Origin of the sequence: Streptococcus sp. FSL E2-3488, from assembly GCF_038003585.1 — a bacterium.
Lineage (GTDB): Bacteria > Bacillota > Bacilli > Lactobacillales > Streptococcaceae > Streptococcus > Streptococcus thermophilus.
Genome location: NZ_JBBOPL010000001.1, coordinates 1,709,509 through 1,731,855, shown reverse-complemented (window position 1 = coordinate 1,731,855; position 22,347 = coordinate 1,709,509). Strand labels below are relative to the sequence as shown.

Genomic DNA, 22,347 nt, shown 5'->3' with positions numbered 1-22,347 from the left:
AGGAGAGAGATGTAACTCATGAGTATCAATTTATGTTTAATCTATTTCTCCCCCATCAGGAGGTTTAAATGCAGCTTTTTTTACAACACAAGCCTTATAGGGTTTTGACCCTATCCATCTTGTTAGGTATCTTTGGGACCACCTTGTTTGACTTGGTTTCGGTTCTCTATGCGGCTACCTTCCCTAATCCAGAATTGGCGGTGGGGTTGGCGAGTTTGATTACCTCGCTTCCCTATGTTTTTGATTTTATTGTGGGTTATGTCTCTGATCGAGCGTCAAATAGCTTTAAGGCCATGAAATTGGTACGCTGGTTGCAGATGAGTCTATATGTCTTTTTTGGGGTGTTAACCTTGCTTAAACCTAGTTGGTGGGTCTTCGTCTTGGTCCTAGCCATCAACTTTATGAGTGATATTATTGGTAATTACACTGCCTATCTCAATCTTTCCCTCAATCGTCGGGTGGTAGATGAGGAGAATTTTTCCTTAGCCATCTCTTTTCGTAAGGGAATGTCTAATATCGTCACCTTAGCGGGAAAGAGCGTGGGTGTCATGCTCATTGCCCTGCTGGCTCATAACTATTTCTTGTTTGCCTTGATTAATGTTTTGGTTTTCTTGGCTTCTTATCTGGTCTTGCGACGAGGGCGAAAACTTTTTGACCATCTTGATGAACCAATACCTGAGTCCAAAGAACAACAAGCAGAATCCTTAAAAGCCCTGATTTGTCAGTTTGTCAGGGACACCATAACTAATTTCACCTTTCTCAAATCCCAGTCCTCTATTTTTAATTTGGTCATGATTTACTCTAGTATGAACCTGCTCTCGTCAGCCATGGCCACCCTGTTGATGATTTATCTCTTATCGGTCAAGGAGTTGCAGTTGGGGTCTTATGCTGTGACTATCACAGTCTTTGAGTCTATTGAATTGGTTGCTTTCTTTTTAGGATCACTTTTTCCGTTCGACTTTTACCGCAAGTGGTCCATTAGGTCCAACCTGCTTTTTGAGAATAGTCTAGCATTGTTGATGATTATCAGTATCTTTGTATGGCACAATCCCATTGTCCTCTTTACCTTGCTTTTTCTTTCTTCTTATGCGACAGCCATTTCCAATCCAAAATCAGATACCATCGTCATCTTCTCCATTGTCGAAGAGCGACAGAACGCTGTCTTTAGTATCTTTTCAACCATTGTCACAGCGACTGTACCCCTGGGTGCAGCTGTGATTTTGGCCTTAAACCAGTCCTTGGGTGCTACTTGGTCATGGACTCTCTTGGCTTTCTTGGCGGTATTTAATATAGGTTATACCTGTTTTTGGAAGGAAGAGACACGGGCAGTATCTTAAACCTATTATCATTTTTAAGTCTAGCTGCGGTTGGACTTTTTATTTTTCCTTGCAAAACCTCTGTGTTTTCGATATAATTAACTGGTTAAGTAAATGGAGAAAGTAATGATAGAACTAGAAGAACAAGTAAATCAATTGATTAATCAAATTTTGCTTAAGGCTGAAAATCAGTATGAGCTCCTCATTGGTCAGTGCCGAAGTAAGGTTAAGTTGACCAACACCCAGGAGCATATTCTCATGCTTTTGTCTGAGGGGCAAAAGACCAATTCTGAGTTGGCTAAGGCTCTCAATGTCAGCCAGGCTGCTGTTACCAAGGCAGTAAAAACCTTGGTCAAAGAGGGCATGTTGGAGGGTAAGAAAGACAAGGATGATGGGCGCGTGACCTATTTCGTCTTGACACAAGAAGCTCAACCTATTGCCCAAGAGCATAAGGAACACCACCAAGAGACCCTTGGGGTTTATCGGTCTGTATTGGATCAGTTTGATCATCAAGAGCGTCAGGTTATTGGCCGTTTCTTGATAAAATTAGCAAAAAAAATAGAGGAATAAGATGCGTTATATTACAGTTGAAGGTCTGAGCTTCCAGTATGATGCGGAGCCCGTTCTGGACAATATTCACTATCATTTGGATTCTGGGGAGTTTGTGACCCTGACTGGGGAAAATGGAGCTGCCAAGTCAACGCTTATTAAGGCTACCCTAGGAATTCTCAAGCCTAAGAAGGGGATTGTGACGATTTCTGATATTAACAAAGATGGTAGGAAGCTTCGCATGGCCTATCTACCACAGCAAATTGCCAGCTTTAATGCAGGATTCCCAAGTACTGTTTATGAGTTTGTCAAGTCAGGTCGCTACCCCCATAAGGGGTGGTTCCGTCGTTTGAACAAACATGACTTAGAGCATGTTCAACGTGCTCTAGAGTCTGTAGGTATGTGGGAAAATCGTTACAAGCAGATTGGACATCTCTCAGGTGGTCAAAAGCAACGTGCTGTCATTGCTCGTATTTTCGCTTTAGATCCTGATATCTTTGTTTTGGATGAGCCAACGACAGGGATGGATGCAGGGACAGCCAATACCTTTTACGAACTCATGCACCACTCTGCTCATAATCATGGCAAGTCTGTCTTAATGATTACCCATGACCCAGAGGAAGTCAAGGAGTACACAGACCGTAATATTCACCTGGTTCGTAACCAGAAATTGCCTTGGCGTTGTTTCAATATCCATGAAAAGGATGGAGAGGAGCACAAACATGATTAGTGAATTATTATCCTATGATTTTATGCAACGTGCTATTCTCGCCGTGATTGCTATCAGTATCTTTTCGCCAATTTTGGGACTCTTCTTAATTCTTCGTCGTCAGAGTCTGATGAGCGATACTTTGAGTCACGTGTCCCTAGCTGGGGTGGCTGTTGGAATTTTCTTGGGACAATCAACCACTTGGATGACCCTTGTGGTTGTGGTTATTGCTGCTTTAGTTTTGGAATACCTCAGGGTCAGTTACAAGCATTATATGGAGATTTCAACAGCTATCCTCATGTCAATGGGATTGGCAGTGGCTCTTATTCTTAGTAACAAGGCGGGTAGCAGTAGTATGAGTTTGGATAGCTATCTTTTCGGTTCTATTATCACGATTAGCTCTGAGCAGGTGCATGCTCTCTTTGTGATTGCGGCTATTGTACTGATCTTGACTCTCCTCTTTATTCGTCCTATGTATCTTTTGACTTTTGACGAAGACACTGCTCATGTAGATGGCTTGCCAGTACGTCTCATGTCGCTCCTCTTCAATATTGTGACAGGGATAGCGATTGCCCTGATGATTCCAGCAGCAGGAACACTTTTGGTTTCTACCATCATGATTCTCCCAGCAGCTATTGGTATGAAAATAGGTCAGACCTTCAAGTCTGTTATTTTCTGGGCTATTAGTATTGGTTTGGTTGGAATGCTCTCTGGTATCTTTATTTCCTATTATTGGGAAACACCAGCTAGTGCGACCATTACTCTTATCTTCATCGCCTTCTTTGGTCTGGTATCAATCTTTAGGCCTCTCTTAAAAGCAGAGTAAATAATAGAAAAGGAGCTTGAGAAATCGAGCTCTTTTTGTGATATACTAAAGTGGTTTTTTAGATTTGAGTTAAAAATAATGGTAGATTTCTAGTCAGAAAAAATCAGTCAGACTCTGCTATTGTCTGTCATAAATCGTAGCAAAAACAAAAAGGAGAAAATATGGAAATCTTTTTAACAAGTATATCTGGAATTCTAGTCATCCTGGGTATGATTTTAGTGGGCTTCGTCATGGGGGAAAAAGGCTGGTTTGATGACAAGTCGCGTGGCCTAATTGCTAAGATGGTCACCCAAATTGCCTTGCCCTGCTATATGCTTTATACCATCACGCAGCGTTTCACAGCAGCAGACCTGCTTAAGATGTTGCCAGAATTACGTTTTCCTGCTCTGTCTATGGTGATTTTGTTTGGAATTGCAACAGCAGTGGCTAGGATTTTTGCAGTCAGACAGGATCGTCGTGGACTCTTTATTTCCATGTTTTTTAATTCTAATACGATCTTCGTGGGACTACCAATCAACCAAGCTCTTTTTGGAGATGCTAGTATTCCCTATGTTCTGATCTATTACATGTGTAATACGACTTTTTTCTGGACCTTGGGGACCTATCTCATCCAGCGAGATGGTGAAGGAGAAGCTGAGTTTGATTTAAAAACTAGTTTAAATAAGATTTTTTCTCTCCCTCTTATGGGTTTTATCATAGGTCTTATTATCGTTATTCTTCATATTCAGTTACCGACATTTTTAACCAGTGATTTGCAGTATTTAGGTAGTTTAACAACTCCTTTATCTATGATTTTTATCGGTTTGTCAGTGTCTAATGCAGGAGTGAAGCAGTTGGTTCTGAAAAAAGACCAGGTATTAATTCTGCTAGGACGCTTTGTGGTTGCCCCGGTTTTGATGGCTGCAATCGTTTATTGGTCCTCCTTACCAACTTTGATGAAGCAAGTTTTTATCATCCAGTCGGCTATGCCTGTCATGACCAATGCACCTGTGGTTGCTAAACTCTACGGAGCTGATAGTGATTACGCTGCTATCATGGTGACTGAGACTACCCTCGCGACCATGATCGTTATCCCAATTCTCATGGTTTTGATGGCCTAATAAATGTCTGAGTCATCCAGTTTTTTCTGGTGGCCTCTTTTTGTAAAAAAATCAAAAAAGTTTAAGAAAACGCTTTACAAATTATCAAAAAGTGCTATAAAGATTATATAATCTATGCAAACGCTCGCATCAAATATGGGAGGAAATGAAATGAATAAGCTAAAAGAAAACTTTGGCTTTGATTTCTGGCAAAAGTTTGGTAAGGCCCTCATGGTTGTTATCGCGGTTATGCCAGCAGCAGGTCTTATGATCTCTATCGGTAAAACGATTGCCATGATTAATCCAAACGCGGCACCACTCGTTATTACAGGTGGATTTCTTGAGCAAATTGGTTGGGGGATTATCGGTAACCTTCACATCTTGTTTGCCCTTGCCATTGGTGGTAGTTGGGCTAAGGAACGTGCAGGAGGTACTTTTGCAGCAGGTTTTGCATTTATCTTGATTAACCGCTTGACTGGTTCAATCTTTGGTGTTACTTCAGATATTCTTGCTGATAAGGGTGCTACAGTTCACACACTTCTTGGTCAAATCAATCAAGGTGTCTGACTACTTCATCAGTGTTTTGGAAGCTCTAGCCCTTAACATGGGTTGTATTTGTAGGTATCATCTCTGGTTTCATCGGAGCTACTGCTTACAACAAATACTATAACTTCCGTAAATTGCCAGAAGCTTTATCATTCTTCAATGGTAAACGTTTCGTACCATTCGTAGTTATTCTTCGTTCAGCTATTGCAGCCATCGTTCTTGCTATTGTATGGCCAGTTATCCAATCTTGAATTAACGGTTTTGGTATGTGGATTGCCAACTCGAAAGAAAATGCTCCAATTTTGGCACCGTTCTTGTTCGGTACATTGGAACGTCTTCTCTTGCCGTTTGGTCTCCACCACATGTTGACTATTCCAATTAACTACACTCAATTGGGTGGTACTTATGAAGTCTTGACTGGTGCTGCAAAAGGTACTAAAGTTTTGGGTCAAGAGCCACTCTGGCTCGCATGGGTTACTGACCTTGCTAACCTTAAAGGTGCGCATCCATATCAATATAGACACCTTCTTGAAGCCTATACACCAGCTCGTTTCAAAGTTGGTCAAATGATTGGTTCATTTGGTATCTTGATGGGTATGGTGGTAGCTATCTACCGTAACGTTGATGATGATAAGAAACATCAGTATAAAGGTATGTTGACTGCAACTGTGCTTGCAACATTCTTGACAGGGGTAACAGAACCTATCGAGTACATGTTCATGTTCGTAGCTACTCCACTTTACATCATTTACGCATTTGTACAAGGTGCTGCCTTTGCAATGGCTGACATCGTTCACCTCCGTGTTCACTCATTCGGTTCTATCGAATTCTTGACACGTACACCTTTCGCTATTAACGCTGGTTTGGCGATGGATATCATTAACTTCATTTGGGTAACTGTACTCTTTGGTGTTATCATGTTCTTCATTGCAAACTTCATGATTAAGAAATTTGATTACGCAACACCAGGACGTAATGGTAACTATGAACAAAATGACGATTCTTCAGAATCTGCTGGATCAGCAGGTGCTGGAACAAGCTCAGCAAGCTCACAAGTTATAAACATCATCAACCTTCTTGGTGGACGTGCTAACATTGTCGATGTTGATGCATGTATGACTCGTCTCCGTGTTACTGTTAAAAATGCTGAAAAAGTCGGAACTGAAGAACAATGGAAAGCTGAAGGTGCCTAAGGGTCTTGTTATTAAAGGCCAAGGTGTCCAAGATATCTACGGTCATAAAGTTGACATCTTGAAATCTGATATCCAAGACGTACTTGATTCAGGTGAAGTTATCCCTGAAACACTTCCAAGTCAAGTGACTGCTGTTCAAAAAGCAGAAGCTCAATTCAAAGGTGTGACTGAAGATGTTCACTCAGTTGCAGACGGTCAAGTTATCAACATTGAAGATGTAAAAGATCCAGTATTTTCACAAAGAATGATGGGTGATGGTTTCGCTGTAGAACCAGAAAACGGTAAGATTGTTTCTCCATTAGCTGGTAAAGTTTCAAGCATCTTCCCAACTAAACATGCTCTTGGTTTGGTATCAGATAATGGACTTGAAGTTTTGGTTCACATAGGACTTGATACTGTTAGTCTTGAAGGTAAACCATTTGAGGTTAAAGTTACTGAAGGACAAACTGTTGCTGCTGGTGATCTCTTAGTGGAAGCAGATCTTGCAGCTATCCGTGAAGCTGGACGTGAAACTTCAACAGTAGTTGTCTTCACCAATACAGACGCGATTAAATCAGTTAAAGTAGAACATACAGGAAAATTGGTAGCTAATGCTCCAGTTGCAAAAGTAGAACTTTAATTTGTTAAATAATAATCAAGCAGACAGCCCAGGGGCTGTCTTGTTTGTAAAAGACCTTGTTGTCATTTCTATATGTAAGTGTCAGATAAAGGATAAGATTATGAAATTTCTAACCTTAAATACCCATAGTTGGATGGAAGAAGATGCAGAAGGAAAATTCCAAACCCTAAAGGAACAAATCCTTAAGGCTCAATATGATATCATTTGTTTCCAAGAAGTTAATCAGGAAATAGAGACGGCAGCTGTAGAAACGGATGCTTACTATCATGTGCTACCATCAGCAACATCAATCCACCAAGATCACTTTGTCCGTTTGCTTGTGGAAAAATTAGCTGAAGAGGGACTTCAATATCATTGGACGTGGGCTTATAATCACATTGGTTATGACCACCTTAATGAAGGTGTTGCTGTCTTGTCACGCCAACCATTGACAGCTAGCGAAATTTTAGTTTCAGATGTTGATGATCCAACAGACTATCATACACGCCGTGTGGCAGTGGCTGAGACGACTGTAGATGGCCGAGAAGTTGCTGTTGCTAGTATCCATCTTTCATGGTGGGATAAAGGTTTCCAAGAAGAGTGGGCACGCATTGAGGAACGTTTCCAATCTATTGGCAAACCTATTATCCTAGCAGGGGACTTTAATAACCCAGCAGGTCGAGAAGGTTACCAAACTATATTAGCCAGTCCGCTCAAACTTCAGGATAGCTTCCAAGTGGCTCAAAAAACAAATGGAAGCTATACAGTTGGACCTGGTATCGATGGTTGGAAAGGTAATGAAGAACCTTTACGTATTGACTATGTTTTTGCAAGCCAAGAGTGGGCAGTAAATCGCCTTAGTGTCATTTTTGATGGGAACAATCAATCTCTAGTAAGTGATCATTATGGCCTTGAAGCAGGACCTTACATTTAAATAGTAACTGTAACCTATCATGACCTAATGAGGGTAAAAAAACATTGTCAAAAGATAAATAAAAGAGTAAACTAGAAGCTGTAATTGAATTTTTATAAGGAGAGACTAATGGCTCATATTAAATTTGACTATTCAAAAGTTTTGGATAAATTTGTAGCACCACACGAAGTAGATAACCTTCAAGCACAAGTAACAGTAGCAGACGAAATGATCCGCAAAGGAACAGGCCCAGGTGCTGACTTCCTTGGATGGCGTGACCTTCCAGAGAACTACGATCGTGAAGAGTTTGATCGTATTTTGAAAGCTGCTGAAAAAATCAAAGAAGAAAGCGACGTTTTGGTTGTTATCGGTATCGGTGGTTCTTACCTTGGTGCTAAAGCAGCTATTGACTTCTTGAGCAATCACTTTGCTAACCTTCAAACAAAAGAAGAACGTAAAGCACCACAAATCGTTTATGCTGGGAACTCTATTTCATCAACTTACCTCGCTGACTTGCTTGAGTATGTTGAAGGTAAAGATTTCTCAGTTAACGTTATCTCTAAATCAGGAACAACAACTGAACCAGCTATCGCTTTCCGTTTGTTCAAGGAACTTCTTGTTAAGAAATACGGTCAAGAAGAAGCTAACAAACGTATCTACGCAACAACTGACCGCCAAAAAGGTGCTGTTAAGGTTGAAGCAGACGCTAACGGTTGGGAAACATTTGTTGTTCCAGATGATATCGGTGGACGCTTCTCAGTATTGACAGCTGTAGGTCTATTGCCAATTGCAGTTTCAGGGGCTGATATCAAAGCCCTCATGGAAGGTGCTAACGCTGCACGTAAAGAGTACTCTTCATCTAAAATCTCTGAAAATGAAGCTTACCAATACGCTGCAATTCGTAACATCCTTTACCGTAAAGGTTACACAACTGAAATCTTGGCAAACTACGAACCATCACTTCAATACTTCGCTGAGTGGTGGAAACAATTGGCTGGTGAGTCAGAAGGTAAAGACCAAAGAGGTATCTACCCAACCTCAGCAAACTTCTCAACTGACTTGCACTCTCTTGGCCAATTTATCCAAGAAGGTACACGTAATCTATTTGAAACTGTTGTTCGTGTAGACAAACCACGTAAAAACGTTGTTATTCCTGAATTGGCTGAAGACCTTGATGGACTGGGTTACCTCCAAGGCAAAGATGTTGACTTTGTTAACAAGAAAGCAACAGACGGTGTTCTTCTTGCTCATACAGATGGTGACGTGCCTAACATGTTCATTACTATCCCTGAACAAGATGCCTTTACATTGGGTTATATCATCTACTTCTTTGAGCTTGCTATCGCACTTTCAGGATACTTGAATGCTGTTAATCCATTTAACCAACCAGGTGTAGAAGCTTACAAGAAAAATATGTTCGCCCTTCTTGGTAAACCAGGATTTGAAGAACTTGGAGCAGAACTTAACGCTCGCTTGTAATTCTCAGATAGGATCAGCTTTGGCTGGTCTTTTTTCTGTTATTAGCACTTCGTCTTTATTTCAATTTTACTAACGGCAGTCAAAGTGCTATAATGTAAGGGATTGTGAATTTAGCGGGTTCTGCTATTTTCAAAAAAGAAAAAACAAATCAGAGATGTTATAACATCTCTTAGAAGAGGTGAATCCAATGGGACGTAAATGGGCTAATATCGTTGCTAAGAAAACTGCTAAAGATGGTGCTAACTCAAAGATTTATGCTAAGTTTGGTGTTGAAATCTATGTAGCTGCTAAACAAGGTGAACCAGATCCAGAGTCAAACTCAGCTTTGAAATTTGTTTTGGAACGTGCTAAACAAGCGCAAGTGCCAAAACATGTTATTGATAAGGCTATTGATAAGGCTAAAGGTAACACAGATGAAACTTTCGTTGAGGGGCGTTATGAGGGATTTGGACCTAACGGTTCTATGATCATTGTAGATACTTTAACTTCAAACGTTAACCGTACAGCTGCCAATGTACGTACTGCATTTGGTAAAAATGGTGGTAATATGGGTGCTTCAGGTTCAGTATCATACATGTTTGATAAAAAAGGTGTCATTGTATTTGCTGGCGAAGACGCAGATGCTATCTTTGAGCAATTGCTTGAAGCAGATGTAGACGTTGAAGATGTAGAAGCAGAAGATGGAACAATCACTGTTTATACAGAACCAACTGACCTTCACAAGGCGTTGGAAGCTCTCCGTGCTAACGGTCAGGAAGAGTTCCAAGTGACAGAACTTGAAATGATTCCACAAACTGAGGTTACTCTTGAAGGTGAAGACCTTGAGACGTTCAAAGGACTTATTGATGCTCTTGAAGCGGATGATGATGTTCAAAAGGTTTATCACAATGTAGCAGATATGTAATCTCATTAAACATTTTCTGTCTTGTAGAAAGTGTTTTTCTGTGGTCTGGTTAAGGATCTGCCTTGTTTGTCCTGACGTAATCTGATATAGTAGAAGCCAAGTGAATTATTGGAGGAACACGAAATATGAATATGATGCTATTGTTGGTCATTTATGCTGTTGCAATTGTTGGTTATGTGGTGTTTAGCCGTCGCCGTCAGGCGAAGGCTCAAGAAGATCGTTTTGCAGGTCTCGCTAAGGGTGCGGAAGTCGAAACAATTGGTGGTTTGATTGCCATTGTTGACGAAATTGATAAAGAAAATAATCGTATCGTCTTGGATGCGGAAGGTGTTTTCTTGACTTTTGACTTGAGCCGTTCAATCATGAAAGTGATCACGCCAGCACCAAGTACAGAAACAGCAGAGACTGTTAAAGAGACAATTGTTGAAGAAGATTCAGCAATTGAGTCTGCTGATGAAAAGTAAGATGTGTATTTTAGGCTAGGTTAAATCCTGGTCTTTTTGCATATTCTAATCTCCTTGGTATTAAATACTGTTCAGAACCCTTTAAAATGTGGTAGAATAAAGGATAAACTATATTTAGAGGATATTTCATGTTTAAATTTAGAAAAAAATCTCATCAAGAGGTTTTAGACAATATTCCTAATCATATCGGTATTATTATGGATGGAAATGGCCGTTGGGCTAAAAAGCGTCTACAACCGCGTGTGATGGGACATAAGGCTGGGATGGATGCCTTGCAAAAGGTAACCATCGAAGCGTCACAACTTGGAGTTAAGGTATTGACAGTCTATGCTTTCTCAACTGAAAACTGGTCACGTCCACAAGATGAAGTTAAATTTATCATGAATTTGCCAGTTGAATTTTTTAACAAGTATGTACCAGAATTAGACAAAAACAATGTTCGCATTTTGACAATCGGAGATAATAGTCGCCTACCTAAGGAAACCTTAGATGCTCTTGAAAAGGCAGTAGAGCAGACGAAACATAATTCCGGTTTGATACTTAATTTTGCATTGAACTACGGTGGTCGTGCGGAGATTGTATCGGCTGTTCAAGCTATTGCTAAAGAGGTTGAAATAGGGAGACTCAGACCTGAAGCTATTGATGAAGACCTCATTGCTAAGCATTTGATGACAGATAAGCTGCCATACCTTTATCGTGATCCAGATTTAATTATCCGTACGAGTGGCGAACTTCGTCTTAGTAATTTCTTGCCTTGGCAATCTGCCTATAGTGAGTTTTACTTCACAGATGTTTTCTGGCCAGACTTTGATCAGCAGGGACTACATCAAGCTATCTCTGACTACAATAAACGTCACCGTCGCTTCGGTGGTGTCTAGAAAGGACCTCTCATGCAAGAACGTTTAATTGGTGGGGGTGTGGCAGCAGCCATTTTCCTCCCATTGCTCTTTATCGGTGGTCTTCCTTTCCAGCTTTTGGTTGGGGCTATGGCCATGATTGCAGTGTCTGAGATGCTTCGGATGAAGCACTTGGAGATGTTCTCTATCGAAGGTGTTTTGTCTATGTTGGCAGCCTTTATTTTAGTAGTGCCCATTGACCATTATTTTAACAGTCTTCCGACAGATGCCAGTGTGACAGGTTTTGCTATTATTTCTTTTTTGATTTTAGCAGGAACTGTACTTAATAGCGACCACTATTCTTTTGATGATGCGGTATATCCAATCACTTCTGCCTTTTATGTTGGTTTTGGTTTCCAAAATCTCATTGCAGCACGTTTGGATAGCTGGGAAAAAGTTTTATTTGCCCTCTTCATTGTTTGGGCGACGGACATTGGTGCCTATCTCTTTGGTCGTCGATTTGGTCAAAAAAAGTTATTGCCAAAAGTATCACCTAATAAAACCATTGAAGGTAGTGTTGGTGGTATATTATCAGCAATCATTGTAGCACTACTCTTTGGGTTGATTAATCATAATGTCTATGCACCCCATAGTTTCTTCTGGTTGCTTAGCTGTACGATTCTCTTTAGTATCTTCGGTCAATTTGGTGACTTGGTTGAATCAGCTATTAAACGACACTTTGGTGTTAAAGACTCAGGTAACCTTATTCCTGGACACGGTGGCATATTAGACCGTTGTGATAGCTGGATTTTCGTTTTCCCAATCATGCACTTACTAGGACTTTTTTAAGGGTGGTGGTGTCTAAATGAAAGCTATTATTACTTTTTTACTGATTTTCTGTGTGATTGTCGTCTTCCATGAGTTTGGCCATTTCTTCTTTGCCAAACGATCAGGCATTCTGGTGCGTGAATTTGCCATTGGGATGGGTCCTAAAATTTTTGCACACACTGGTAAGGATGGTACCGTTTATACTATTCGTATCCTTCCTTTGGGTGGTTATGTGCGTATGGCTGGTTGGGGTGAAGATACAACTGAGATTAAAACGGGGAGTCCTGCTAGCCTAACGCTTGGAAAAGATGGCAAAGTGAGACGTATCAATCTTTCAGATCGTCAGGTTGACCAGACGGCTTTGCCTATGAACGTTACTGCCTATGATTTGGAAGATAAGTTAACTATTACAGGTCTTGTCCTAGGTGAGACCAAGACCTATGAGGTTGACCATGATGCCACTATCGTTGAGGAAGACGGTACGGAGCTTCGTATTGCTCCTAAGGATGTCCAATATCAAAATGCTAGCATTTGGGGACGTTTAATTACCAATTTTGCTGGTCCTATGAACAACTTTATTCTTGGGGTCTTGGTCTTTATTATCCTTGCCTTTGTTCAAGGTGGTGTTCAAGATACGTCGACCAACCTTATCCAGGTGGCTAATGGTGGTGCTGCCCAGGTGTCAGGTTTGAAAACTGGTGATGCCATCGTGGCCATTAACAAGGACAAGGTTACTGACTGGGACAGCTTGAAAGAAGCATTGAGAGAGAATACCCAAAAATTCTCGAAAGGCGACAGCCTTTCTGTGACGGTTAAGAGAAGTAATGGTCAGGAAGAAACTATTTCTGTTAAACCCCAAGAGAGCCAAGGGAGCTACTTTTTAGGTGTCTCTCCTGTCTTAAAGACAGGTCTTAAAGATAAGATTTTTGGTGGTTTCCAAATGGCTTGGGAAGGTGCGACGGCAATCCTCGCTACGCTCAAAGGGCTCATTACCAACTTTAGCTTGAACAAGCTTGGTGGACCGGTTGCTATGTTCCAGATGTCTGCACAAGCCTCAGAAAGTGGGTTGATTTCCATTCTTGACCTTATGGGAATGCTCTCTATCAACTTAGGGATTTTCAATCTTATTCCAATTCCAGCCCTTGACGGTGGTAAAATTGTTATGAATATTATTGAAGCTATTCGTCGTAAACCACTTAATCAAGAAATTGAAAGCTATATCACACTCGCAGGTGTTGCGGTCATGGTTGTCCTTATGATTGCAGTAACTTGGAATGATATTATGCGTGCTTTCTTTTAATTAGAAACAAAGAAATGAAAGGAAGTCTAAGGAACTTGACCCACGGGCTAGCCTCCTTAGTATGTAAATAATGAAACAAAGTAAAATGTTGATTCCAACACTTCGTGAAATGCCAAGTGATGCTCAAGTTATTAGTCATGCCCTTATGGTACGTGCGGGTTACGTGCGTCAGGTCTCTGCTGGTATTTATGCTTATATGCCATTGGCAAATCGTGCTATCGAGAAATTTAAAACCATCATGCGTGAGGAGTTTGAAAAAATCGGTGCGGTTGAAATGTTGGCGCCAGCGCTTTTGACAGCAGATTTGTGGCGTGAATCTGGTCGTTATGAAACTTATGGTGAAGACCTTTATAAACTAAAAAATCGTGATAACTCTGACTTTATTCTCGGTCCAACTCACGAAGAAACTTTTACAGTCTTGGTTCGTGATGCGGTTAAATCATACAAACAATTGCCACTTAACCTTTATCAAATCCAATCTAAATATCGTGATGAAAAACGTCCTCGTAATGGTCTTCTTCGTACGCGTGAATTTATCATGAAGGATGCTTATAGTTTCCACCAAAACTACGAAGATTTGGATGTAACTTACGAAGACTATCGTAAGGCCTATGAAGCTATCTTTACACGTGCTGGCCTTGAGTTTAAGGCTATCATCGGTGATGGTGGTGCTATGGGCGGTAAGGATTCCCAAGAATTTATGGCTGTCACTCCTGAGCGTACGGACCTTAATCGTTGGGTAGTTCTTGATAAGTCAATTGCTTCATTGGATGATATTCCAGAAGATGTCATGGAAGAAATCAAGAATGAATTGACCTCGTGGTTGGTAGCTGGTGAAGATACGATTGCATATTCTACAGAGTCAAGTTATGCAGCTAACCTTGAGATGGCAACAAACGCCTACATACCAGCGACTAAGGTTGTGACTCAAGAAGAAGTTTCACGAGTTGAAACACCAGGTTGCAAGTCAATTGACGATGTCGCTGCTTTCTTGAATATTCCAGAAGAACAAACGATTAAGACTTTGCTTTTCACTGCTGATGACGAACCAGTAGTGGCTCTTCTTGTTGGTAATGATCAAGTTAACGATGTGAAGTTGAAAAACTACCTTGCAGCTGACTTCCTTAAACCAGCTACAGAAGATGAAGCGCGTCAAGTCTTTGGTGCTAACTTCGGTTCTCTTGGTCCAGTTAATCTTCCTGAAAATGTTCGTATCATTGCAGACCGTAAGGTTCAAGACGTGGCTAATGCTGTTGTTGGAGCCAATGAAGATGGTTATCACTTGACAGGGGTTAACCCAGAGCGTGACTTCAAGGCAGAATACGTGGATATTCGTAAAGTTAAAGAAGGTGAGATTTCGCCAGACGGTCAAGGTGTCCTTCAGTTTGCGCGTGGTATCGAGATTGGTCATATCTTTAAACTTGGTACACGTTACTCTGAAAGTATGGGTGCTAACGTTCTTGACGAAAATGGTCGCGCAGTTCCAATTATCATGGGATGTTACGGTATCGGTGTAAGCCGTATCTTATCAGCTGTTATTGAGCAACATGCACGTCTCTTTGTCAACAAAACACCAAAAGGTCAATACCGTTATGCTTGGGGTATTAATTTCCCTAAAGAATTGGCACCTTATGATGTTCACTTGATTACAGTTAACACAAAGGACGAGGAAGCTAATGCATTGACAGATCGTTTGGAAGCTGCTCTTGCGGCTGAAGGTTACGATGTTTTGATAGATGACCGTAATGAGCGTGTTGGTTCTAAATTCTCTGATAGTGACCTTATCGGGCTTCCAATTCGTGTGACGGTTGGTAAAAAGGCAAGTGAAGGTATTGTCGAAGTTAAAATCAAGGCAACTGGTGACACTATTGAAGTGAACGCAGATAATTTGATTGAAACACTTGCTATCTTAACAACTGAACAAGATGCTTAATACTAAAAAATCTTTTCTTGCAGAGGCGGGAAGAGATTTTTCTTTTTAAACGACAAAGATTAATTGAGAAAAAGGAGATAAATTCCAATTTGACAGAATTGTCTAAATAGTGTAAACTTAAATCTATCTTAACTACGGAGGCATTACATGCTTGACAAATCTACCCACTGGGGAAATCTTAAAGCTTGTTATTACTTTAGTTTCTTTAGATAGGGCGTTTGTGTTTCAAGATACAAGCGTCAATAAGTTTGTATCTATGAAGCTAAAGCATTTTGTGATGGATTAGCCGATTAGATGAAGAGGTCTAACCGGTGACATAAGCTAGCTTGTGCTAGTCAAGATGCAGAGAACCAGTTGGGTCTGTCCTAGCTGGTTTTTCCATGCCGTGGTCTATTTTTAATTTCTCATTCTAAGCTAGAATTGTTCTTTAAACAGCAAGATTTAGCTTACTTTTGACGTGATAAATAAAGTGATTGTATCACTTGGGGATGCTCTTGAAGACTTGAGGATTTTTCATGGGCAATGAAACTGTTGTTTTCCCTGTGCCTCCAATGCTTCAGAAGAACATAAAAGGAAATTGGAAATAGATAAAATAAAAAAACAGAGGTGTACAAGATGAAGAAATTCTTGGTCAGTATGATGGCTGTTATAACAGCTGCCATCTTGGTTGCATGCTCCAATGCTTCTAACAAAGATTTAGTTCACATCGGTGTTCTCCAATATGTAGAGCATCCTTCCTTGTCAGCGACACGTAAAGGGTTCATTGAAGAACTCAAAGAGGAAGGGTATGTCGATGGTAGGAACATTAAAATCGATTATCAGAATGCACAAGGAGATCAGTCTAACTTGCAGACGATTTCTCAGTCGCTTATTGAAGATAATGATGTCATGTTGGCTATCGCAACCCCAGCAGCTCAGTCATTAAGCAGTTTGACAAAAGGTAAGCCAATTCTCTTTACGGCAGTGACGGATCCTGTCTCAGCTAAGTTGGTTAAATCTATGGACAATGTTGGTGGAAATGTGACGGGGACAAGTGACATGTCTCCTATCAATAAACAGGTTGAATTGTTGAAAAAGGTCTTTCCAAACACTAAAAAAGTTGGGATTATGTATACGACCAGTGAGCGTAACTCAGAAGTTCAGGTTGAAGAAGCCAAGAGATACTTTAAGGAAGCTGGTATTGAAACGGTTATTAAGGGGATTTCATCAACCAACGATATTCAAGATACAGCCAAAAGCTTGATGAGTCAGACCGAAGTCATTTTTATTCCGACTGACAATACCATTGTTAGTGCCATTAATACCTTGGTAGACCTTTCTAAAGAGACTAAAGTTCCTGTTGTTGGTAGTGATGCTGGTAGTGTAGAAAAAGGTGTCCTATTCACTTATGGAACCAACTATGAAGCGCTTGGTCGTCAAACAGGTAAGTTAGCAGGTCGTGTTCTGCGAGGTGAGAAAGTTAAGGACATTGATGCGGAGTACCCTAAAACTCTAAATGTTGTGGTTAATCATGATATGGCTAAAGAACTTGGCATTGATGTTTCTAGCATTAGTGATGAGGAATCTAAAGTATCAACGAAAGATGACAAACCGATTGCCAAAAAAGATAAGGGTGTCATTAAGCTTAAGGTGAATAAGTCATCTAAGAATGGCTTTTCAAATGTGGTTCTAACATCCATTTCTCAGGGACTTCTCTGGGCGATTATGGCTATTGGGGTCTTCATTACCTTCCGTATTTTGGACCTTGCCGATTTGACAGCTGAGGGAACCTTTCCACTTGGTGCTGCAACGACAACTATCATGATTATCCGTGGTATCAACCCAATCTTTGCAACTCTAGGTGGTTTTGTAGCTGGTATGTTTGCAGGTGCTGTGTCTGGCTTTATGCATACGAAAATGAAGATACCAGCACTATTAACAGGGATTATTACCCTAACAGGGCTCTATTCAGTTAACCTTTTGGTTCTCGGAAGTGCCAATATCTCTCTTTCAGGACATAATACGCTAGTGACTATGGTGATGGGGCTTGGATTGTCTAAGCTGAGTGGTGTGATTCTATTAGGACTAATCTTCGTTAGTCTTGTAGTGTTTATGTTGGTTGTTCTCCTTAATACACAGGTTGGACTTGCTCTTCGTGCAACAGGTGATAATCTTGCCATGGGAGAAGCTAATGGTATCAAGGTTGATCGTATGAAGATTCTTGGTTACATGATTTCCAATGGTTTGATTGCCCTATCAGGTGCTCTCCTAGCTCAAAATAATGGCTATGCGGATATGAATATGGGTACAGGTACAATCGTAAATGGCTTGGCTGCAATCATCTTGGCTGAGGTTATCGTTAAGTATTTACCACTTGGCAAACGTCTTTGGTCAATTGTTGTCGGAGCTGTTCTCTACCGTTTGGTCTTGGTTATGATCCTTGCCATGAACGTTGATGCTCAAATGCTGAAATTAGCTTCAGCTATCTTGCTTGCTATCATCCTTTATGTGCCTGAAGTACGACAAAAATTGAAAATCAATCCTAACAAATCCTTGACTCCAGGAGGTGACAAGTAGTGGCTTTACTTAGTTTACAACAGATTCATAAAACTTTTGAAAAAGGCACAGTCAATGAAAATCACGTCCTGCGTGGTTTAGATCTCGACATTGAACAGGGAGATTTTATCTCTGTCATCGGGGGAAACGGTGCTGGTAAGTCAACCTTGATGAATTCAATTGCTGGTGTTCTCAGCATTGATGAGGGGGATATCTTGTTGGACGGTCAATCTATTAAGAAAGCATCTGTAGATGAGCGCTCTAAAGACATTAGCCGTGTTTTCCAAGATCCTCGAATGGGTACAGCGACAAACCTTTCTATCGAAGAAAATATGGCAATCGCCTATCGTCGTGGCAAGAAACGTAGCTTCTTTAAAAAGTCTATCACTGAAAGTGAACGTCAAATATTCAAGGAAGCCTTGGTAGATCTTGGTCTTGGTCTTGAGAATCGTATGAAGACTGATGCTAATTTCTTGTCAGGTGGACAACGTCAGGCCTTGACGCTTGCTATGGCGACCTTGGTTCGTCCAAAGATTTTGCTGCTAGATGAACATACAGCAGCACTGGATCCTAAGACAAGTGACATGGTCATGAATTTGACGCGTAAGATTGTTGAAGAACAAAAGTTGACAACTCTTATGATTACCCACAATATGGAACATGCTATCGAATATGGAAACCGTTTAGTTATGCTCTATCATGGTAAGATCGTCGTAGATGTGCAAGGTGAAAAAAAGAAAAACCTCACTGTTGCAGAGCTTATGGCCCTCTTCCACAAAAATAGTGGACAAGTTCTCAATGACGATGCCTTGGTACTCGGTTAATATACTAGAAAAAAAAAACTATCCAAAGTTTAGATTTTGGATAGTTTTTTCTTGACTATTTTTGACTAAGTGCTAAAATGAAAATATAGATTAGCAGTTGTCTATCGTGAGTGCTAAAACAACATTTTAAACGTTGCTAATCTAAATAACATTTTTGGAGGTAATTGGTATGGCATTAAAACCATTGGGCGATCGTATCATCGTCCGTTTTGAAGAAACAGAAGAAAAAACAGCTAGTGGCTTTGTATTGGCAGGAGCTAGTCATGAAACAACTAAGACTGCAGAGGTCTTGGCGGTAGGTGAAGGTACCCGTACTCTTACTGGGGAATTGATTGCACCTAGTATTGCAGTAGGCGATAAGGTCCTTGTTGAAAATGGTACAGGTATCAGTGTTAAAGACGGAGAAGATTACGTTTCAATTATCCGTGAAGCAGATATTTTAGCAGTCCTAGCTTAAATTCTTGCTAATCAGATATAAATTAAGATAAAGAAGGAGTGAGTAATTATGGCAAAAGATATTAAATTTTCATCAGATGCACGTGCAGCAATGGTTCGTGGTGTTGATACTTTAGCTGATACCGTTAAGGTAACGCTTGGCCCTAAAGGTCGTAATGTTGTTTTGGAAAAGGCTTTTGGTTCACCACTTATCACTAATGATGGTGTGACAATTGCTAAAGAAATTGAACTTGAAGATCATTTTGAAAATATGGGTGCCAAGCTCGTCAGCGAAGTGGCTTCAAAAACTAATGATATTGCCGGTGACGGAACAACTACAGCCACTGTTTTGACACAAGCTATTGTTCGTGAGGGGCTAAAAAATGTAACAGCTGGTGCTAATCCAATCGGTATCCGTCGTGGGATTGAAGCAGCTGTAGCTGCAGCTGTGGAAGAGCTTAAAGTCATTGCTCAACCAGTTGCTAATAAGGAAGCTATTGCTCAAGTTGCTGCGGTTTCATCTCGCTCTGAAAAAGTTGGTGAATACATTTCAGAAGCAATGGAACGCGTTGGTAATGATGGTGTTATCACTATTGAAGAGTCTCGTGGTATGGAGACAGAACTCGAAGTGGTTGAAGGTATGCAATTTGACCGTGGATATCTTTCTCAGTACATGGTTACTGATAATGAAAAAATGGTCGCAGATCTTGAAAATCCATATATTCTTGTGACTGACAAGAAAATTTCAAATATCCAAGATATTCTTCCACTCTTGGAAGAAGTGCTTAAGACCAGTCGTCCACTTTTGATTATTGCTGACGACGTGGCTGGTGAAGCTCTTCCAACACTTGTTCTTAACAAAATTCGTGGAACCTTCAATGTCGTTGCTGTTAAGGCGCCTGGCTTTGGTGACCGTCGTAAAGCGATGTTGGAAGATATTGCTGTATTGACTGGAGCAACTGTTATTACTGAGGATCTTGGTCTTGAACTTAAGGATGCAACTATGGAATCACTTGGTCAGGCTTCGAAAGTAACTGTGGATAAGGATAGTACAGTTATCGTTGAAGGAGCAGGAAGCGCAGAAGCAATTGCTAACCGTGTTAACCTCATTAAATCTCAATTGGAAACAACAACATCTGAATTTGACCGTGAAAAACTTCAAGAGCGTTTGGCTAAATTGTCAGGTGGTGTTGCAGTTATTAAGGTTGGTGCAGCCACAGAAACAGCTCTTAAAGAAATGAAACTTCGTATCGAAGATGCTCTTAATGCTACTCGTGCCGCTGTCGAAGAAGGTATAGTAGCTGGTGGTGGTACAGCCCTAGTTAACGTCATTGCTAAGGTTGCTGAACTTGATCTTGAAGGTGACGATGCTACAGGACGTAATATTGTCCTACGTGCCTTGGAAGAACCTGTTCGTCAAATTGCTTATAATGCCGGTTATGAAGGTTCAGTTATCATTGATAAATTGAAGAATAGCCCAGTTGGTACAGGATTTAACGCTGCCAATGGCGAATGGGTAGATATGGTTGAATCAGGAATCATTGACCCAGTTAAGGTAACACGTTCAGCCCTTCAAAATGCTGCTTCAGTAGCTAGTCTTATCTTGACAACAGAAGCAGTCGTTGCCGACAAACCTGAACAAAAGGCTCCAGCAGCGCCAGCTACGGATCCAGGAATGATGGGTTACTAAGATTTAAGAAAGAAAAAAACCTAGGAGAAGTCGAGAAATAAACTGCACCCCAAAAGTTAGACAAAAAAATCTAACTTTTGGGGTGTTTTTATTATGAAACTAACTTATGAAGATAAAGTTCAAATATATGAATTGAGAAATCAAGGTCAAACCTTCAACCAACTTTCAAAACGATTTGGTGTGGATGCTTCTGGATTAAGATATATGACGAGATTGATTGAACGTTACGGAATAGAAATTATCAAGAAAGGTAAGAATCGTTACTATTCACCAGAATTAAAACAAGAAATGATTGATAAAGTGCTACTTGAAGATTGTTCTCAACAAAGTGTTTGCCTGGACTATGGCCTCTCAAATTAAGGGTTGCTTAACAATTAGATAGCACAATACAAGAAAAATGGGTATACTTTTCTTGAGAAAAGAAGAGGGAGAGTACCTAAAATGGGGAGTAAGCCAAAGAAGAAACCTGAAGAGATGACAGAGTTAGAACGTCTTCAAGCAGAAAATGAGTACCTGAGAGTGGAGAATGCTATTCTAAAAAAGTTGAGAGAACTCCGATTGAGGGACGAAAGGGAGCAAGAAGAAAAACAGAAATTGTTCAAGGATTAGTAACAGAGTTTCCTTTAGATATCCTTCTAAACATTATCAAACTTGCTCGTTCAACCTATTATTAGCACTTAAAGAAACTGAATCAAGTAGATAAAAATCAATCTATCAAAGTGGAAATACAAGCCATTTATGATGAACATAGGGGAAATTACGGATATCGTCGAATAACTCTTGAATTGAGGAATCGTGGTTTTGTAGTGAACCAGAAGAAGGTCCAACGTCTGATGAAGCTCCTTGGTTTAAGTTCCCAAATTCGTCGTAAACGCAAGTATTCTTCATACCAAGGAGAAGTTGGCAAGAAAGCAGATGACCTTAGTGACCAAGGTTGACAATACCAACATCAGTATTATCATCAATTTTTAGAGGATAAAGGGACCCAACCGTCCATGTCACGTAAGGGGAAAAATAGTCCAGATAATGGTATGATGGAGTCCTTCTTTGGCATTCTTAAGTCTGAGATATTTTATGGTTACGAGAAGACGTTTCACTCACTTGAGCAATAGGAACAAGCTATTGTAGACTATATTGATTATTACAACAACAAACGCATTAAGGTAAAATTAAAAGGACTTAGTTCTGTGTAATACAGAACTAAATCCTTTGGATAAATTAGTTGTCTAATTTTTTGGGGTCAGTACAAAACTTTTTCTGAGTTTTTTTTTTTTATTAGTTATTGTTAATTAATGAAAAGGGTTAAACATATCAGAACTTCCTTGTTTACCTGACATCTGCATCATAATTTGTTGCTATCTAGTGCGTTCTGCTTCCTTATTCGTATTGA

General features: G+C 40.3%; 17 protein-coding genes and 2 pseudogenes. All 19 read left to right on the top strand.

What is annotated here, in order from left to right; all coding sequences use genetic code 11:
• Positions 1-68 precede the first annotated feature (68 nt).
• Positions 69-1,337: a peptidase gene (locus MHH90_RS08885; protein WP_011225384.1), complete on the top strand. Its 1,269-nt coding sequence runs from the start codon at positions 69-71 to the stop codon at positions 1,335-1,337.
• 105 nt (positions 1,338-1,442) lie between these two features.
• The gene (locus MHH90_RS08880; protein ID WP_340725897.1) at positions 1,443-1,886 is read left to right on the top strand and encodes a zinc-dependent MarR family transcriptional regulator; all 444 of its coding nucleotides are present in this window, start codon (positions 1,443-1,445) and stop codon (positions 1,884-1,886) included.
• Between the two features lies 1 nt (position 1,887).
• On the top strand, positions 1,888-2,595 hold the full coding sequence (locus tag MHH90_RS08875; protein ID WP_340725896.1) for a metal ABC transporter ATP-binding protein: 708 nt from the start codon (positions 1,888-1,890) through the stop codon (positions 2,593-2,595).
• Positions 2,588-3,400, top strand: coding sequence for a metal ABC transporter permease (locus MHH90_RS08870; RefSeq protein WP_233008648.1), 813 nt, complete (start codon positions 2,588-2,590; stop codon positions 3,398-3,400). The genes MHH90_RS08875 and MHH90_RS08870 overlap by 8 nt, the downstream gene beginning before the upstream one ends.
• 161 nt (positions 3,401-3,561) lie before the next feature.
• The gene (locus MHH90_RS08865) at positions 3,562-4,500 is read left to right on the top strand and encodes an AEC family transporter (RefSeq protein ID WP_014607908.1); all 939 of its coding nucleotides are present in this window, start codon (positions 3,562-3,564) and stop codon (positions 4,498-4,500) included.
• A gap of 150 nt (positions 4,501-4,650) precedes the next feature.
• A pseudogene (locus MHH90_RS08860) lies at positions 4,651-6,837 on the top strand (PTS transporter subunit IIBC).
• Between the two features lie 100 nt (positions 6,838-6,937).
• Positions 6,938-7,750, top strand: coding sequence for an endonuclease/exonuclease/phosphatase family protein (locus MHH90_RS08855; protein ID WP_024704165.1), 813 nt, complete (start codon positions 6,938-6,940; stop codon positions 7,748-7,750).
• Positions 7,751-7,858: 108 nt separating this feature from the next.
• On the top strand, positions 7,859-9,208 hold the full coding sequence (locus tag MHH90_RS08850; protein ID WP_011680683.1) for a glucose-6-phosphate isomerase: 1,350 nt from the start codon (positions 7,859-7,861) through the stop codon (positions 9,206-9,208).
• Positions 9,209-9,395: 187 nt separating this feature from the next.
• Positions 9,396-10,112: a YebC/PmpR family DNA-binding transcriptional regulator gene (locus MHH90_RS08845; protein WP_002949309.1), complete on the top strand. Its 717-nt coding sequence runs from the start codon at positions 9,396-9,398 to the stop codon at positions 10,110-10,112.
• A gap of 125 nt (positions 10,113-10,237) precedes the next feature.
• Positions 10,238-10,576, top strand: a complete 339-nt coding sequence (locus MHH90_RS08840; protein ID WP_011225395.1) for a preprotein translocase subunit YajC — start codon at positions 10,238-10,240, stop codon at positions 10,574-10,576.
• A 128-nt stretch (positions 10,577-10,704) separates the two neighbouring features.
• Complete coding sequence (locus MHH90_RS08835; protein WP_002949314.1) at positions 10,705-11,454, top strand: isoprenyl transferase; 750 nt, start codon at positions 10,705-10,707, stop codon at positions 11,452-11,454.
• Positions 11,455-11,466: 12 nt separating this feature from the next.
• Positions 11,467-12,261: a phosphatidate cytidylyltransferase gene (locus tag MHH90_RS08830; protein ID WP_011680684.1), complete on the top strand. Its 795-nt coding sequence runs from the start codon at positions 11,467-11,469 to the stop codon at positions 12,259-12,261.
• Between the two features lie 16 nt (positions 12,262-12,277).
• On the top strand, positions 12,278-13,540 hold the full coding sequence (gene rseP, locus MHH90_RS08825; RefSeq protein ID WP_011680685.1) for an RIP metalloprotease RseP: 1,263 nt from the start codon (positions 12,278-12,280) through the stop codon (positions 13,538-13,540).
• Positions 13,541-13,610: 70 nt separating this feature from the next.
• The gene (locus tag MHH90_RS08820; protein ID WP_340725895.1) at positions 13,611-15,473 is read left to right on the top strand and encodes a proline--tRNA ligase; all 1,863 of its coding nucleotides are present in this window, start codon (positions 13,611-13,613) and stop codon (positions 15,471-15,473) included.
• Positions 15,474-16,088: 615 nt separating this feature from the next.
• Positions 16,089-18,029 (top strand): ABC transporter substrate binding protein, encoded by a 1,941-nt coding sequence (locus MHH90_RS08815; protein WP_084828446.1) that lies wholly within the window; start codon positions 16,089-16,091, stop codon positions 18,027-18,029.
• On the top strand, positions 18,029-18,832 hold the full coding sequence (locus MHH90_RS08810) for an ABC transporter ATP-binding protein (protein WP_002949330.1): 804 nt from the start codon (positions 18,029-18,031) through the stop codon (positions 18,830-18,832). Before MHH90_RS08815 ends, MHH90_RS08810 begins: the two co-directional genes overlap by 1 nt.
• A gap of 169 nt (positions 18,833-19,001) precedes the next feature.
• Positions 19,002-19,289 carry a co-chaperone GroES gene (gene groES / locus MHH90_RS08805; protein WP_014607916.1) on the top strand — a complete coding sequence of 96 codons (288 nt, stop codon included), beginning with the start codon at positions 19,002-19,004 and terminating at the stop codon, positions 19,287-19,289.
• Between the two features lie 48 nt (positions 19,290-19,337).
• The gene (groL, locus tag MHH90_RS08800; RefSeq protein WP_011225399.1) at positions 19,338-20,957 is read left to right on the top strand and encodes a chaperonin GroEL; all 1,620 of its coding nucleotides are present in this window, start codon (positions 19,338-19,340) and stop codon (positions 20,955-20,957) included.
• A 93-nt stretch (positions 20,958-21,050) separates the two neighbouring features.
• A pseudogene (locus tag MHH90_RS08795) lies at positions 21,051-22,150 on the top strand (IS3 family transposase).
• Positions 22,151-22,347: the final 197 nt, after the last annotated feature.

Excerpts from the sequence above, each read along its gene's own strand:
- MHH90_RS08820 (WP_340725895.1), top strand. The coding sequence starts at position 13,611 with ATGAAACAAAGTAAAATGTTGATTCCAACACTTCGTGAAATGCCAAGT.
- MHH90_RS08840 (WP_011225395.1), top strand. The coding sequence starts at position 10,238 with ATGAATATGATGCTATTGTTGGTCATTTATGCTGTTGCAATTGTTGGT.
- MHH90_RS08815 (WP_084828446.1), top strand. The coding sequence starts at position 16,089 with ATGAAGAAATTCTTGGTCAGTATGATGGCTGTTATAACAGCTGCCATC.
- MHH90_RS08830 (WP_011680684.1), top strand. The coding sequence starts at position 11,467 with ATGCAAGAACGTTTAATTGGTGGGGGTGTGGCAGCAGCCATTTTCCTC.
- rseP (WP_011680685.1), top strand. The coding sequence starts at position 12,278 with ATGAAAGCTATTATTACTTTTTTACTGATTTTCTGTGTGATTGTCGTC.
- MHH90_RS08865 (WP_014607908.1), top strand. The coding sequence starts at position 3,562 with ATGGAAATCTTTTTAACAAGTATATCTGGAATTCTAGTCATCCTGGGT.
- groES (WP_014607916.1), top strand. The coding sequence starts at position 19,002 with ATGGCATTAAAACCATTGGGCGATCGTATCATCGTCCGTTTTGAAGAA.
- MHH90_RS08870 (WP_233008648.1), top strand. The coding sequence starts at position 2,588 with ATGATTAGTGAATTATTATCCTATGATTTTATGCAACGTGCTATTCTC.
- MHH90_RS08850 (WP_011680683.1), top strand. The coding sequence starts at position 7,859 with ATGGCTCATATTAAATTTGACTATTCAAAAGTTTTGGATAAATTTGTA.
- MHH90_RS08845 (WP_002949309.1), top strand. The coding sequence starts at position 9,396 with ATGGGACGTAAATGGGCTAATATCGTTGCTAAGAAAACTGCTAAAGAT.
- MHH90_RS08835 (WP_002949314.1), top strand. The coding sequence starts at position 10,705 with ATGTTTAAATTTAGAAAAAAATCTCATCAAGAGGTTTTAGACAATATT.
- MHH90_RS08885 (WP_011225384.1), top strand. The coding sequence starts at position 69 with ATGCAGCTTTTTTTACAACACAAGCCTTATAGGGTTTTGACCCTATCC.
- MHH90_RS08855 (WP_024704165.1), top strand. The coding sequence starts at position 6,938 with ATGAAATTTCTAACCTTAAATACCCATAGTTGGATGGAAGAAGATGCA.
- MHH90_RS08875 (WP_340725896.1), top strand. The coding sequence starts at position 1,888 with ATGCGTTATATTACAGTTGAAGGTCTGAGCTTCCAGTATGATGCGGAG.
- MHH90_RS08880 (WP_340725897.1), top strand. The coding sequence starts at position 1,443 with ATGATAGAACTAGAAGAACAAGTAAATCAATTGATTAATCAAATTTTG.
- groL (WP_011225399.1), top strand. The coding sequence starts at position 19,338 with ATGGCAAAAGATATTAAATTTTCATCAGATGCACGTGCAGCAATGGTT.